Source organism: Helicobacter pylori, assembly GCF_014498195.1.
Classification (GTDB): Bacteria; Campylobacterota; Campylobacteria; order Campylobacterales; family Helicobacteraceae; genus Helicobacter; species Helicobacter pylori_DO.
Window position 1 is genome coordinate 1 of sequence record NZ_JACTGH010000013.1, and the last position, 15,210, is coordinate 15,210.

The window sequence follows — 15,210 nt, forward strand, 5'->3', positions numbered from 1 at the left end:
AACTTTGATTTTTAATAGAATGCACTAAAAAGCGAATGGATCTAGGTGAAACGATATTCAAATACCTAACAGATATGCACTTACATCTCCGCCCTAAAGGACGGAGTTTTTCGTGCTAGTGGGATAACACAAGCCTTGACCAATCATTCCTTCCACAACTAACATGTCATTGATAGGTAATTCCTATTTTTCTTTTATTTTGATTTTGTTCTTATTTTTACTAATAAAAGAAATTAAAAACTTTCCTTAAACTAAACCTAGCCACAACTAACCTTATGGCTCTTTCAGTCAGTTTGTCTCTTTTAATCAAAAGTTCTTTTTTTTGATTTTTCTTTTTTTCCTTTAGCAAGTTCCTAGTTGTCTAATTTAATCAAGTTTTTTAAAAAAAAGAAATCTCCCTCATGACATGATATTTACTAATAACATGTTTACTCAATAGGTTAGGAAAGAAAGGTAAACCTTTCTTTCCCTTAATATTTTTATAACTATACGGAACTTAAGTTCCGCTTTCATATCTAATACCCATAAACACGCACTTCTTAACCTTAAAAAGCGCTTAAATCTTACTTTCAAAAACTATTTAATCGTTGATAAATTCAATTTTTGTATTTAGTGAGTAATGCAAATAACTATGTATTTGATTATTTACTTTTAAGGGGGCGAAATTTTGCTTTTATGCCTTAGTTAAAAGCGGAACTTTTTAGAGATTTAGATTTAAAGGCGGAATTTCAAATCTCTAAGGAGCAATGCGGAATTGTTAAAAATACCGCTTTTAAAACCAAGCAAATTAAAAGACATAAAACTCTCATTCTTTAAGATTTATTTTTGAATTTTAAATAAGGGAGCAATATGCTAAATAACAAACTCACCAAATCTCAAAGAGAACTTTTTGATAATCTCAAAGCCTTTTTATACACTAAGGTTAAAAATTTCACACCTATTCAAGATGTGAATGATATGGCTTTGATATTAGATACGCAAAACAAAGTTTTAAAATGCCATAATGTTGAGCAATTAAAACAACTCTATCATATTCTTTATAATCAAGGCATTAAACACACTATAATGATGCAAGGCTTGTTTTTATTCTTTAACTATTTTAAAGATAATCTCAAATTAAGAAGTTTTAGAATGCTTAGCGAAGAGCAAGTCATTAACTTTCTTTTTGAACTCGCTCAAAATAGAAAACCAAGCTCTATGGCTAAGTATGTGATGTATTTAAGGCAATTCTTTGATTACTTGGATAGAAAAAAGCATTATAACTTTGACTTTGCCCTTAAAAACCTAGCCTTTGCTAAGACCAAAGAAAGCTTACCCAGACATTTAAACTACAAGGATTTAAAGAGTTTTTTAAAAACACTTTTAGAATATAAGCCAGCTACAAGCTTTGAAAAACGCAATAAGTGTATTCTACTTATTGTAATACTTGGGGGACTTAGAAAATGCGAAGTGTTAAACATAGAGTTAAAACACATTCAAGTAGAAGAACAAAACTACTCTATTTTAATTCAAGGTAAAGGTAGGAAAGAAAGAAAAGCTTATATCAAAAAGAGTTTGTTAGAACCAAGCTTGAATGCTTGGCTTAGTGATGATTACAGACTAAAATATTTCAATGGAGCATATCTCTTTAAAAAGGATAAGCAAAAATCACAAAATTCTTTAACGCTTTATAATTTTATCCCCTTAATCTTTAAATTAGCCCAAATCAAACATTACAAACAATATGGCACAGGCTTACATCTATTTAGGCATAGTTTTGCTACGCTTATCTATCAAGAGACCCAAGACTTAGTTTTAACTTCAAGAGCTTTAGGGCATAGCTCATTACTCTCTACTAAGATTTATATTCATACCACACAAGAGCATAACAAGAAAGTGGCTCTTGTGTTTGATAGTTTGATAGAGAACAAGAAGTAAGGTGGTTAAAATTGATTAGGTAGTTTAGTGTAATTAGTTTAAATAATCTTATTAAGATAAATAATCTAGCATTAGATAATTTTAATTAACTATTTAATGTTTTATTGCTAATTAAAAATGATTAGTTTTATAAGGGTTGTTAAAATCATTGAGATTTTATAGAGTTAGCTTAAATTACAAAATATTATAAAAACAATGTAATTATAGATTATTGTTACTCATTAAGAATATATTTGATTAACAATACAAATAACTAAATTCTATTCAATACTGATAAAATGACTAAACACTATCAAATACTTGTTTAATGATATTATTTATCGCCTACGCTTAGGTGTAACGGTGTATTCGTTAGTATTTTCTAAGTAGTCATTATTACCTAAATCATCGGTGTTGTCATTTTCTTGCTTATTCTTATTTAACACCATTTGCCCTTGTATGCGAGTGAGTTCAAATTCTTGGGATATTTTAGCGAGTTGATACAAGTTCTCTATATTGTGCGTGTCCAACGCTTTGATGTAAGCCTCTTTTTGCTCTTTGGTAATCACAAAAGGCACTAAATTTTGCTCTAAAACGCTATAAAGGATTAGCACTCTACCTACTCTGCCATTGCCATCGCTAAAAGGGTGTATTCTTTCAAATAGAATATGCTGTTCTAAAATGGCTTTTAGTTTTTCTTCTTTATCTTGTAAGGTATTCATTTTATAATTGAGATTGTCGCACCACTCTTTCATAGCCATAGGCACTTGAAATGATGGGGTCGTTTCAAAACTAGCCCCTAAAATCATGTTATCAGTGGTTTTAAAAGTCCCCTTGTTAGGGAGTAAAAAATTCATTAAAATTCCATGCAATTCTCTCACAAAAAAGCTATCAATCTTTTGTTCTTTCTTTAAATTTTCTAATAAAAAGGGGAGCATATTTTGATAGTTTTTCACTTCAAAGAATGCCCTTTGGGGCATTTCTCTAGGAATGTATTCAGTGGTTAAAATACTTATGGTTTCAGCAAGACTTAAAGGGTTGTTTTCAATAGCGGTGCTATGATGCGCCATTCTAATGGTTAAATCCATAGCGTAATCATTAAATTCTAGTAGTTCTTTGTAATTCATAGGTTCTCTTTGATGTTTGATTTGTTCTAGTTTAGCAAATTTTGTGTTGGTTTTGGTTTGACTTATAGCGATCGTTTGGCTATAATACGCCTACATTCAATGGGCTTCGGTTAGCCCACTTCTTTATAAGTTACTCAACTCTTCTAAATCTTTATTCCCAATGCTTTTGATTAAATCATCTAAAAATAGAGTGATTTTACTAGACTCAACGCTTATATTCATGGGTTTTTTAGGTTTATTATCATCTCTTAAACCATTAAAATAAGTCGTAATGCGTGGGCGGTTGTTTGGCTTGATTTTTAGTAGGTTTTCCCAATGATACGCACGATTTCTAATTGTCCATAGCAAATTTAGAGCAATATGAGCCTTAATATAATCATAAAGACTTTGTTTTCTGTCATTAACAAGCAAAGTGTTTTTGTTATCTTGGTAGTATTTTTTAAAATTAAAATGCCTTAGATTTAAAACCGAGCTTTCTAATTTATAAAAAAAGATAAGCTTAATCACTGCTCCCAAAGACGTTTTAGACAAGATTAAAGAATGCGAGATTTCTTTTTTCTTGTCTTTTAATTCTTCTATTAAGGGGATTAAAGAATTTTCATCAAACACCCATTCACTCCCCTTATTTTGAGTGAGACAGTAATCTAGTGCGTTGCGTAAGTAAATCTCTAAATTAGAGATTTTAGGCGTGATTGAACTAATTAGTTTTAGGTTTTCTTTATATTGCTCTAGGTTGTCATAAGTGTCTAATCTATCTTTGGATAGAATGAGCGTAATATCGTTTTTAAAATCTTGTAAATCTTGCATAGTGTCTCTTAAATGGTTTGTTAAATCGATTATAACACAAATAAAATTAGCTATAAGACATTGTTATTACTTGTTAAGAACATATTTAATCAGTAATTCAAATAATCAAAACTAACTAAATACTTATAAAATAACTAAAACTATCAAATACCTACTTAATAATATTGTTTATCGCCTACGCTTAGGCGCATGGGCATATTCATTAGCATTGTCTAAGTCATCGGTATTGTCATCATAGGAATTTGAGTGAGCTTGTTTGTGTTGTAAAGATAGCTCAATAGCTCTAGCGTGTGCTACATCTATAATCTTTGATTTTCTTTCATCAAGCATTGTATGTAAAAATTCTTTGTGTATTTCGCTCATAAAGGGCGTATTATCAATAATTGAATGGATTTTATCCATATCTATGCGTGGGTATATCCTAAGTAGCGCATCAAGGCAATCTTTATTATTTGTTTGAGTTAAGAAATCATAGTAGTTGATTTTTTTATCATTATCATCTTTTAAGATAGATTGGGGGAAATTATAAATTCTTGCATTTAGCTCATCAATATTATTTAAAACTTTTTGACATACTTCATCATCAGCTTGTGGGTATAGACAAGAGCCACAATCAAAAATGGGAGCTATTTTATATTCTTTTGAATTTGAGGCTCTTAAAAAACCCCAATTACCATTATGCCTATCAAAATTACCTAGCAAGGTATCTGCTATAAACATATCCCAAAAGAAACGCTTTAAAACTTGTGGTTCAATAAAATGCTGGTTATCTATGGCATAAAGGACATCATTCAAATTAGTGTCTTTGCCTGATTTTTCTAATTCAATCATGGTGTTTTTTAGGCTTAGAAAATCTACAAGCTCGTATTGATGAGTGGTAAAATCTTTACAAGCAACTACGATTTTATTTTTATAAGTGCCTAGCAATGTTTCTTGAACCTTTAAGCCTAAGCTATTAACTATATGGCATGCCACATATTCACTAAAGCAACCATTGGTATAGGACATTTCTTTATGTGTAGAAGGCTTAGGGGGAAATTTGACCATGTAGAGTTCATTGTTATAAACTAGGCTAATCTTATTTCCATTTGCTCCCCCAAAACCTTTTTTAGGATTAATCTCACAAGAGGTAAAATCAATGGTTGGCATGGTTATCCTTTTGCTACTCTTAAATGGATTGTTAAGCCAATTATAACACAAATAAAATTATCTATAAGACATCGTTATTACTTGTTAAGAACATATTTAATCAGTAATTTAAATAATCAAAACTAACTCAATACTTATAAAATAACTAAATACTTGATTGTTATTGATATATTTTTAAAACTTTATATTATAATGATTAAAATTGTAATTTTAGGTTAAAAGGAATAAAAAATGATTGTTTTAAAAAGATTAGATAAAATTTTAAGGACAGGGTTATTAGCTGGAGCGTTGGTGGTGTGCTCCCCGCTTAATGTAATGGCGAAACCTTTATTTACAGATGCTAACTTAATTGACTATCTCAGCAAATCTAAAAGCAATATTAAGAAAGAATACGCCATTGATTGTAATTCTCAAATTGATGGTTCTAAATATTTGAATGATGGTTGGAATTTATCAAAAAATCTTCCACAAGAATGGAAAACCGCTTTTCTTTCTTGTGTTAATAAAAAACAGCTATCTAAAAAAGAACAAGAATTACAGAAAATAGTAGATGAAAGAAATGAGCAAATTAAAAAAGATGAAGAGTGGCTAGTTGCTTGTAGAAACTATGTTAGAGAAAGCCGTAAAAAAGCGGAAAGTAACTTTCTTAAAAAAAATCGTTGTAGCAAAAGTGAAGATGGTAAAATATCGTGTTATAGCAATGCTTTTTATAGTGCCTATGGAGACACAAAACCCAAATGGTGGACTTATAGTGGCTCACACTTTGAAGAAAAATTTGAAAACGAACAAAATCAAGCTGACCATGAATGCCTTTCAAAAGCTACAAGTCTAGCCATAATGCACCCAAAATTAGAAATAAAAAGAGCTGTTAGACAGCCTTGATTTTCAATCGGGAGCAATTTCTGGAAAGCCAAATTGGTTTGTTTTTACCTTACCTAAGATTTGCTCCCTTGTTTGGTATTGGGTTGATTTTGTGCCCTTTAAATTTGTGTTAAACCCATAGTCTGTTTTGTATATGTCTGCTATAATCTCACTTTGCATTGCCATAGTTTGATTTAAAAAGAGCATTTGATTGGTGATCTCTTTTAAATACTTTATCGTGAGTAACCTAATCCTTTGATTAAAATTCGCATAGGCTTGGCTCTGAGCATCTTTATTAGGAGCGTTAGATAAATCAAGTGTGAGAGTTTGGATTTCTTGCTCTAGCTCGTTGTCTAGGCGAGTTTTTTCTAGGGCTAATGGCGTGCAAGTGCCATTTTCTTTGTTTTCTTTGCAATAATGTATCCCTTGTTTATTATGGTTGGCTGTGGGGTCTGTTACGCCTAATTGTTGTTGAATATCAGCTAGTCTGTGTTTTAGATAATCTGCTTTTGCATTAATTTCTTTTTGTTTTTTAATCCTTTCTGTTAATTTCATCGCATCTTGTTGAAATATTTTCATTTTATATGCTTGATAGTTACCATTGAGAATATTCAAACTAGCTTCTGCTGATAGTTGGTTATACCTTGCTTGATTTTCATCTTTGATTAGCTCTTCGCATAAAATCAATCCCATATCTCTACCGCTTAATTGCCCAGTAAGAGACTGTAAGTTTTCATAGCCATTATTACTTAGAGCTTGGATTAAATTTTGCATATCTTTCACTTGTGCGGTTTGCTTGCCTGTTTTTGTAATAGCATTGTTAAGATTGCTTAAATTGACAATCTTATTGTTAGTCAATTTGTTAAAATCAAAAAAAGGGCATTGTTGCGATAAATACTTGTTTCTTAGCAAATTTTGTGTGTTCCAATTTTCTATGCTTTGCTTTAAATTCTCATAGTTATATTTAATACTCTCTATTTGATACTGAGCGTTTTGTATCACTTGCATAGGGTTTGCTAAAGTGATAGCACTGCTACTAATCAAAGAGTTAGTCGTATTTATCATGTTATTGACTTTTTGCAACTGATTGATTTGAGCTTGAGCTTTAGAGATAATCTCTTCATATTTTTTAATGCTATCTACCATTTTACCTATCACAGTGGCTTGACCAGCATGAAGCTCTGGGTCATTGACAATCAAAGGAGTTTCCCCCTCTGCAAACACGCTATTGCAATATAAAAGCACACTAAAACCTATATTAAAAACTAATTTTTTCATTATAAAACCTTTCATTTGTTGTTTCTATCATTATCAAGTCCAAAGCCACTTTTCACACTCGCTACAAAGTGTCTCACACCAGCTTTTGCTCCTTTTGCATTTGCCATAGTGGTAATCCCTCCGCTTAGTCCAGCCCCAAACATCGCTCTTGCTCCAGCTTGAAGTCCTGCTAATCCGCCCCCAGCACTCTGATAAGCTTGTTTAGCTTGATTAGCTACCATAACCATAGAGCCTCCTACGACTGCTCCGCCTATTGTCATACCAATTTTTTGCATCATTTCTGTTACTGCCCCAACGCCTCCACTTGTGCCAAAGATATTGTTGATAAAATCAGGCACTCGTTTGATTAGAAAGAAACAAATTACAGAGCCTAAAATTAAGATAATAAAAAATCCTAATACGCTAGTATAAGCTTCCATAGCATTTTGAAAATTATTGATTGCTTGATTTGAACCATTTTCTATCATTTGGTCAACTATGTGTCCTTTGTTATAGAACCCATTGATTATTTCTGCTTGGGTAGGAATTTTTAAAGTAATACTTTCTATCATTGAAAAATTTAAAAAAGATACTACCATAATGCAAGGCTGATAAAAAGTAAGGGAAATGAGTTTTTTAAGGTAGCTAAAGAGCATACCCTTAGTCTGTGGGAATAGTGCTAATGGTAAAACTGCAAAGCCCAATGATAGCCATGTAAGAGTTTCAACAAGAGTGATTAGAACAATGATTAAAATTAGTCCAATTAAAAGAATTTGAGCTAGGACTAACAAAAGAAAAATGATTAACATAGGAAACATAGTAAAAAATGTCTTCCAGCCTAAATCACTAAATACTTCTCTGTATAATTGTGTTATGGAATAGTAGGACTTATCTATCAATGAGCCTAAGGTTAAATCATTTTTTCCTGTCAATGTTTGCAATGAGGTCATGCTGTTTGTGATAATCTCAGTAAGCTTATTAGAAGGGTAGAAAATGGTGTCTTTAAGCATATTCATGTAAGTTATTGGATTATCCATTGCCCAATTTAAAACTCCCATAAACACTATGAATACAACCACGCCCATAGCGGTTTTAAACTGAAATATATCGCCCTCTTTCACTCGCTTATAAGCCCATATCATAAATAAAATTACCAAAACAGCATTAATTATCATTTGAGCTTTTAAAACTTCTGCTGTTTGAGTTGCTATGTTGTAAAATATTTTTTTTGTTGGGTCGCTAAATAGCGATAAAATCGTTTCATAAATACTTAGACTATTACCCTGCATTATCTCCCCCTCCCTTTAACATAACTCTGTGTCTGTAAATTTTCTTTAATATTTTCTAAAATGTCCTTAAATTCTTTACTAAAAGGTTTAAGGCTATCAATTTGTTCTAATTTATCCATAATACTTTCCTTTTCTTGTATAGGTGTGTCGTTGTTATTTAATTTCTCTAAAGAACTTTCTAAAAACTCCGCCATAATGTCAATGCTAATCGCCTTATTTTCTATAATGTGAGCTAGTTTCAAATCATTGTTACAATCCTTTGAAAAAGGCGTATAGATAGTGGGGAATTGCTGTAAGAGAGCATATAAAATACCCTCGCATTTTTCTCTATAACCTTTGCCTTTAACATCATTATCAAAGGCTAACACCACATTAAAGCTCTCTTGTGGTTGATTGACAGGTTGTGGCTTTCTAAACTCTCTAGTTTTTTTCACTCTTTTATTATAAATGGGAGTGTTCTTTTCTCTTTGATAGTTTTTAATAATGTCAGTGTAGGTCTCTACGACCACACTCTTAAAATCATCATTAGCCTTGCCTTGTCTCACTAGCTCTTGCCATTGTTCTTCTTGTCTTAGATAATTGTTATACGCTCCTTGTTGTCTGTTTTTTAATTGCTTAAAAAAGCTTTGAAAAAAGAGTTCTAATTTTTGTGCGTTAAATTGCCCTGCAGTGCTAATTAAAACGCTTTCTTTGGGGTCTAAATCTTGTAATTCTAAATAAGCGAGACTATCAAAGATATTTTCAGTAATAATGACATTTTTAACTAAGTTTAAGTCATTAGGGTATAAGACTTCTATGCCTTTATTTCCTTGTGCGATAGATTTTAAAGGTTTGTCTCTTATGTTGTCCTCTTTATCTGTAGTTAAGGGCATATTTAAGCGTTTGTTAATGCCATATTGATAAATGGGTATGACATTAAGTCTTTTATCTTCAAAAGCTAAGTAAGTCGCTAAGATTAGATTGTTAAAGCTATCGGTCTTTAAATGCTCTTTGTAAGGTTCTAATAGCCTTACATCAATCTCACGCTTTTTAATGAGTGTAGCGTTTTCTAAATCATAGGGTTTAAGGTTGTTAAACTCCTCTCTTATTTTTTGAACTTCTTCGTTATTCTCTTGTGTGTTATTCCTTGCTTTGAGATTGTCTTGCTTGTTAAGATAATCTTCTAACTTTCCAGCGATTAAATCTTCTACACTAATGTTTCTATCATTACAAAAAGTGATGATATTACCGACTTTATCTGTGTGGGTTTCTTTGTAGGTGTAACTAATGGAGCCATCTTTATTTTGATTTTTAAAGATAACTAAACTTCCCTCTTCATTTTCATGTTTTAAGCAAGGGTTATTCTTGCTTGTCTTGTTTTTATTATAAGTGTAGCCATTGTCTAGCAAAATCTCATGTAAGGGCAAGGCAGTGAGATTAGGAATGTAAGCCACAATGATTTCCTAGCGCCTTCTGCTCTTAGCTGGCGTATTTTGTGTATAGCCATAGTCTATGGTTGGAACTTCTTTGTTTTGGTTCTCTATGGTGTTTTGGGTATTTTGTTGATTTTGCTTGGCTCGCTCTTTTTCTAAATAAGCTTGATAATGGGCTTTGGCTTTAGCTTGCATTTGTTTGCCATATTCAATCCAAGGCTCATCATTCCCCTTACTTGGTGTTTTTTCTTGGTTCTCTTGTCGTTCCTTTAATCCCGCATGATTTTTAGGGTCATAATCTAGCCATGGTTCATCAGGGTGTGAGACTTTCTTAGGTTCTTCTTTAGCGTGTGGCTCTTTTTGATCTTGAATAGTGCTATTTTGCTGTGTAACTTGGCTTTCTTTTGTGTTTTCTTGTTGTGTAGCTGTGTTATTAGTTTGTGGCTTAATACTCTCATTAGCTTGAGTAGTATCTTGTGTGTTTGCTTGAGACACGCTTTCATAAGCTTGTGAGCTAGTAGTCTCTTGTGCTTGTGAGTTTTTTGTTTCTTGTTGAGCGTTTTCATTAGCATTATTTTGCTCTTTAATAGCATTCACTATCACACTTTGAGTGGTGCTATCTAAATTTTTGAGCGCTTTTTCTTGTTGCTTGTCTAAGTGTTTTTGCATCACTTCATACACTCTGTTATCCATAGGTTCTAAGCTGTCTTTACTTTTTTGCATATAATCTTTTAACACTTCGTGGTGTTCTTTTTCTAATTCGTGTCCCAAGATTGATTTAACGCTTAATTGTAAGCCCTTATCTTGCATATGTTTATTGCCATGTGCTTGTTCTAAGCAATCTTTAATCAAATTGATATGCTCTTTAGTGAGCTTGGTGGGTTCTTTTTGGCTCACCACTAATAAGACTTTCAATTCATCTTCATTCATGTGGTTTTTAGCGTAATTCAAAAAGCTCTCTTTAAAATCAAGCTTAGTCTTAATACGCTTTTGTTTAATATCAAGCTCGGTTTGTTTGAAAAAGCTATGTAAATTAGCGTATTTGTCTTTAAAGTCTATGTCATTACCAATCTTAGGTTTTTCTTGCTCTTTTTCTGTATTTTGTTCTTGTGTGTTAGTTTCTTTTTCATTAAGCTTGTTGTTTTCTTCTAAGGCAAGAGAGGTAATTTTGCTGGTAGTATTCTCACCTGTAGGTCTTAGCAATTCAATGGTCTCATTAGCTCTTAGAGAGTTGGCAACTTCGTTTGTTTCATCTCTTATGGTCTGTAAGCTCTCTAAAAGCTCTAAATTTTCATCATCTAAGCCTTGCTTGGTATTGTCATCCCTTAATGTTTCTAATTCTAAGTCTTGATTGTTTAAAAGCCTTTCTTCTTTATCTTCAACTTGCTCTTGTGCGACTTGTTGCTCATAGAGAGTATCAGGGTTTTGGCTTTCATCATATTGTTCTAATGCTTTATTTTCGCCCTCTATGGCGTATTTTTCTAGCTCTTGTTTGGCTAACTCATTTTTATTTTCTTGTATCTCAGTAATGGCTTGGGCTAAACTTTCTACAAACTCATTTGGATTATCATTAGAGTTGTTTTGTCCTTGTGAGATTTCATTTTGCAAGACATTCATAAAATCGCTCACATTTTCGTTGTCTTTTGAATTAGAGATTTCATTTTTCATGCTCTCAATCACTTCTAGCATAGAAGACATGTCATCTTGTAAGCCCTCTTGGCTTAAAGATTTGATTTCTTGTTCTAAAATGCCTAAGAAGTTAGAGGGGTCATTTTGAGAGCTTTTAACTTCATCTAAAAAACTCTCTAAAAAAGCGTCCTTACCATCATCACTCCACGCTTTCCAAGCTTTAAGAAATCCATTGATAAAATCTTGCATTATCTGCCCCTACCCTTAGATTGAGTGGGTGCTGCTTCATCATTAGCAAAATAGTTGTCATGCTTTTGTTGCTCTGCTCCCTTATTAAGAGTTTGTTGTAACATAGCTAACATTTGCGGATTATTCTGAGCCATTTCAAGCATTTTGTTAAACTGCTCCATATTCATTTCATTGTTATTTGGTTCTTTGGCGTTGTTTTCTTTGACATTATTTTCTGTGCTAGGAGCGATTTCAACCTTAGGTTCTTGTTGGTAGCTTTGAGAAATGTTGTATTGCTTTCTTTTTTCAGAATGGGTTGCGCCATATTGCTCCACATAATCTAGCACTTTCTTATATTCTTTTTCATTTAAATGCTTGGATAAATCATAAATCACTAAGTTTTGATTATCCATAGAGAAAGTATGGCTAATGTATTGCGTCCTTAAAGTTTTAGGGTCTAATTCTTTAAGCTTAGTTTTGTCTAGCGTTTGAAAAATATTGACATTGTAGAGATTTTTAATTTCTAAAGTCGGCTCTATATCTATTTTTTCTTTTTTAAACTCATAAAAGGGTGTAACGCCATCTTGCATATACTTGATGTTGCCAAGTTTGTCTCTTTGGGGGACTTTTTCATATTCATAGATAATTTCGCCCTTAGCATTACGCCTAGCATTGCCCTCTTTGTCTTTAAGGGGGATTAAATTGCCTTCTTTGTCTCTTGCTTTAACATAGCGCATTTCATAATCTCTAATATAAGCGATACTTGCCTTATCATAAATGCCCTCCTTATTATTTTTGCTCTTAGTGTTGTTTTTAATAAACTCCACTTCTTTAGGGTTTGCCCCAAGTTTTAAGGCATCATCTAAATTTACCCACACATTACTCTCATAGCCATTTTCATGTTGCTTGGCATCTAAAATAAGAGCGTTTAAGCCATTATAAGCATTACCCACATTGCCATTATAAGCTCTATTATTGGCTTTAAACTCTAGTCCTGCATTAAGACTTTGTGCAATTTCACTCGCTAAAAATTGAGCAAAAATTTCTTTTTGCTCTTTAATATCCATTTCATTCCACGCTTTCATTTTGAATCTTCCTCTCTACTATTATTGGTATTTTCTGATGAATTTTCTAGTTCCATTTTCACTTCTTGTTCGCTTTTAGGTTCTACTCCCATTTGCATAAACTCTAACATTTGCTCCTCACTCATAGGGTAATTTCCCTCTGTAAGTTCTAAAAAATCTTGTGCCATTTTGTCTGTCCTTGTTGTTAAAAAATCTTTTTAGAATGCCATTAAGATTGCAAAAAAATCAAGGTCTTGACTTATTTACTATTTCAAAATGTGTGCGTACACATATGCCACTTTTTAAGCTAAAATTAAGCAAAAAACCCAAATGTGTACGCACACATTTTTAAGGCTCAAACTCTACAACCCCCTAAAATGCGTAACTTAATCTAAAAGTAAATGAAAAGTAAATAAGCCTAAAAATTTAATGAAAAAAAGTTAAAATTTAAGCTAATCTTAAGCTAAAATGATAGTTTTTTACTATTTTAAAAAGTTTTTTAAGAAATTTTCTAACCACATCTATAAATTTCACATAAAAATCTTAGACAACCTAGATGCTCATTTGTATTTTACTGATTTTGCAATTTTTATTAGTCTATATTATTTTTTAATCATTTAGTTATTTAAATAAGTAAGATAAATAACTAATAACTTATAGATACAAAATAGTTGATTAAAAACATATAAAATTATGATATACTAATAAAATAATTAAATTAGTGAGCAAAAACAATGGAAAAAAATCCTAGTAATTTTTAAACATTGTAATGTAGAGCTAACCAAAGAACATTTTAAAAGCATAGAAGTAAGAGAAAAAGACAATAAGAAGTCTCTCTACATCGTTATTAAATACGATGAAAAGATTAGAAAAAATTTATGCAAAATGATAGAAAATAGAAGAGAGATAGAAAGAACCCTAAAAGAACTCATAGTCTTTGATGAGCTACAATTAAGGGTTATGGATAGTTTCTACAAGAGAGTATTTTATACTCTACAAAGAATTGTTTTACTCACAGCTTTTCCTTTCGCAATATTAGTGGGAGCTATTCTTGACTTCTGTATTGATATTTGTAAAAAAATCAAAACTAAAAATACAAAGATAAAATAAGGAGCAACTAAACATGTCAAGCATTTATAGCACTTTTTTAAGAGAGCAACTCTACAATACTATTAAGAGAGTATTTGCCAAGCACCACATTAACCCTAACTTTGCATTTAGCGATATTTTAGGCTATAAGTCAAAAAATAATCGCCTAGAAATCACCTTAAAACGCAAACACAGCCACACTTTAGAATGGTTTTATCAAATCCATAATGAGAGCGTTTTAGAAGACTTGAAAGAAGAATTAAATGACATAATGCCTAGTTATGTTTTTACTAAGCCTATTAAAATCACTCGCTTTTATTCTAAAAAGCCCTTATTTTCTCGCATTATCTCTAATGTAAGATTTATTTGGCGGTATAGAAGGTGCAAGTAAATAAAAAAGGGGTGCTAGTTATCACATAACAACACCAAACTAAAAAACCTACTTAAAATGCTTTAAATTTAATTAATAACTTAATTTCTTAATAGTTTTAATGATATGAGCTAAATAAGTATAAATTCTTTTAATATCATAATATTAAATTAAAGATTAAATACTAATCAAATAGAAATAATTTTATTATCCCTTACTAAATTTAATTAATAACTACATCTACTATAGAAAATCTTAATAATTAAAATCTTTAAAGTTAATTCAAAATCTATATAATTGTGATATACTTTTAAAACAACTAAAATAAGGAAAATAACATGACCATTTGCATTGCTAATGAAAAGGGTGGCAGTGGTAAAAGCACGCTTTGTTTAAACTTAGCCGTGCAATTACTCAAAGACAATAAAGAAGTGGTTGTTTTAGATACAGATAGCCAAAAGTCTATGGAAACTTTTGCTACAATTCGTGCTGAAAAAGAACGCCCCACTTTTAGCTTATTTAATCGTAGTAGTGGCTTTAGCGATACTTTAAAGCAAATGGTATCTAAGTATGAAAATATCCTTATTGATACTAAGGGGGAATACAGCAAAGAAACCCAAAAAGCTATGCTTTTAAGTGATATTGTGCTAGTGCCAACAACTCCTAGCCAATTAGACACTGAAGTCTTAGCTAATATGCTAGAAAGAATTGAGCAACTCCAAGAGCTTAATGAAAATCTAAGAGCCTTAATTGTCATTAATAGAATGCCTACTATTCCTACCCTTAAAGAAAGACAAGCCTTAATAGAGTTTATTAAAGAAAATAACCCTAGCGATAGGATTACACTTTTAGAAAGCTCTTTGAGTGAGCGCATTGTTTATAAGTGCAGTGTAAGCGAAGGCTTAGGGGTCATAGAATACAGCGATAAAAAGGCTATCAATGAGTGGGTTAATTTTTATAACGAATTAAAAAGCCATTTAGAAAAAGAGAAAATACATGCGGTTTAGAAGAGTTAAAAAGCACAAAAATAAA

General features: G+C 31.7%; 13 protein-coding genes. 4 read left to right on the forward strand and 9 right to left on the reverse strand.

Annotated features, from left to right (window positions below; all coding sequences use genetic code 11):
* The first annotated feature begins 849 nt into the window (after positions 1 to 849).
* Entirely contained in the window at positions 850 to 1,917 is a 1,068-nt protein-coding gene (locus tag H7N67_RS06560; RefSeq protein WP_187939440.1) for a tyrosine-type recombinase/integrase, read from the forward strand.
* 317 nt (positions 1,918 to 2,234) lie between these two features.
* Here H7N67_RS06560 and H7N67_RS06565 read toward each other — a convergent pair whose 3' ends face one another.
* From H7N67_RS06565 to ctkA, 3 genes are all read right to left on the reverse strand, one after another.
* Positions 2,235 to 3,023 (reverse strand): Fic family protein, encoded by a 789-nt coding sequence (locus H7N67_RS06565; protein WP_187939441.1) that lies wholly within the window; start codon positions 3,021 to 3,023, stop codon positions 2,235 to 2,237.
* A 123-nt stretch (positions 3,024 to 3,146) separates the two neighbouring features.
* Complete coding sequence (locus H7N67_RS06570; protein WP_187939442.1) at positions 3,147 to 3,830, reverse strand: CAAX protease; 684 nt, start codon at positions 3,828 to 3,830, stop codon at positions 3,147 to 3,149.
* Positions 3,831 to 3,998: 168 nt separating this feature from the next.
* A complete protein-coding gene (ctkA, locus tag H7N67_RS06575; protein WP_001142074.1) occupies positions 3,999 to 4,979 on the reverse strand; it encodes a serine/threonine-protein kinase CtkA in 981 nt (326 codons plus the stop codon).
* Between the two features lie 231 nt (positions 4,980 to 5,210).
* Between ctkA and H7N67_RS06580 the strand changes: the two genes are divergently transcribed.
* Positions 5,211 to 5,861: a hypothetical protein gene (locus H7N67_RS06580; protein WP_187939443.1), complete on the forward strand. Its 651-nt coding sequence runs from the start codon at positions 5,211 to 5,213 to the stop codon at positions 5,859 to 5,861.
* Between the two features lie 3 nt (positions 5,862 to 5,864).
* Here H7N67_RS06580 and H7N67_RS06585 read toward each other — a convergent pair whose 3' ends face one another.
* The 6 genes from H7N67_RS06585 to H7N67_RS06610 are packed head-to-tail and all read right to left on the reverse strand — an operon-like array spanning position 5,865 to position 12,907.
* A complete protein-coding gene (locus tag H7N67_RS06585) occupies positions 5,865 to 7,118 on the reverse strand; it encodes a hypothetical protein (RefSeq protein WP_187939444.1) in 1,254 nt (417 codons plus the stop codon).
* A gap of 11 nt (positions 7,119 to 7,129) precedes the next feature.
* Entirely contained in the window at positions 7,130 to 8,386 is a 1,257-nt protein-coding gene (locus H7N67_RS06590; protein ID WP_187934727.1) for a type IV secretion system protein, read from the reverse strand.
* Positions 8,386 to 9,819, reverse strand: coding sequence for a hypothetical protein (locus tag H7N67_RS06595; RefSeq protein ID WP_187939445.1), 1,434 nt, complete (start codon positions 9,817 to 9,819; stop codon positions 8,386 to 8,388). The genes H7N67_RS06590 and H7N67_RS06595 overlap by 1 nt, the downstream gene beginning before the upstream one ends.
* Positions 9,820 to 9,828: 9 nt before the next feature.
* On the reverse strand, positions 9,829 to 11,676 hold the full coding sequence (locus tag H7N67_RS06600; protein ID WP_187939446.1) for a V-type ATP synthase subunit I domain-containing protein: 1,848 nt from the start codon (positions 11,674 to 11,676) through the stop codon (positions 9,829 to 9,831).
* The gene (locus tag H7N67_RS06605; RefSeq protein WP_187939447.1) at positions 11,676 to 12,740 is read right to left on the reverse strand and encodes an ArdC family protein; all 1,065 of its coding nucleotides are present in this window, start codon (positions 12,738 to 12,740) and stop codon (positions 11,676 to 11,678) included. The genes H7N67_RS06600 and H7N67_RS06605 overlap by 1 nt, the downstream gene beginning before the upstream one ends.
* On the reverse strand, positions 12,737 to 12,907 hold the full coding sequence (locus H7N67_RS06610; protein ID WP_187939448.1) for a hypothetical protein: 171 nt from the start codon (positions 12,905 to 12,907) through the stop codon (positions 12,737 to 12,739). The genes H7N67_RS06605 and H7N67_RS06610 overlap by 4 nt, the downstream gene beginning before the upstream one ends.
* Before the next feature lie 935 nt (positions 12,908 to 13,842).
* Between H7N67_RS06610 and H7N67_RS08000 the strand changes: the two genes are divergently transcribed.
* Together H7N67_RS08000 and H7N67_RS06620 are read left to right on the forward strand one after the other, a co-directional pair.
* The gene (locus tag H7N67_RS08000) at positions 13,843 to 14,199 is read left to right on the forward strand and encodes a hypothetical protein (protein WP_232263031.1); all 357 of its coding nucleotides are present in this window, start codon (positions 13,843 to 13,845) and stop codon (positions 14,197 to 14,199) included.
* A gap of 317 nt (positions 14,200 to 14,516) precedes the next feature.
* A complete protein-coding gene (locus H7N67_RS06620) occupies positions 14,517 to 15,185 on the forward strand; it encodes a ParA family protein (RefSeq protein ID WP_187939449.1) in 669 nt (222 codons plus the stop codon).
* Positions 15,186 to 15,210 lie beyond the last annotated feature (25 nt).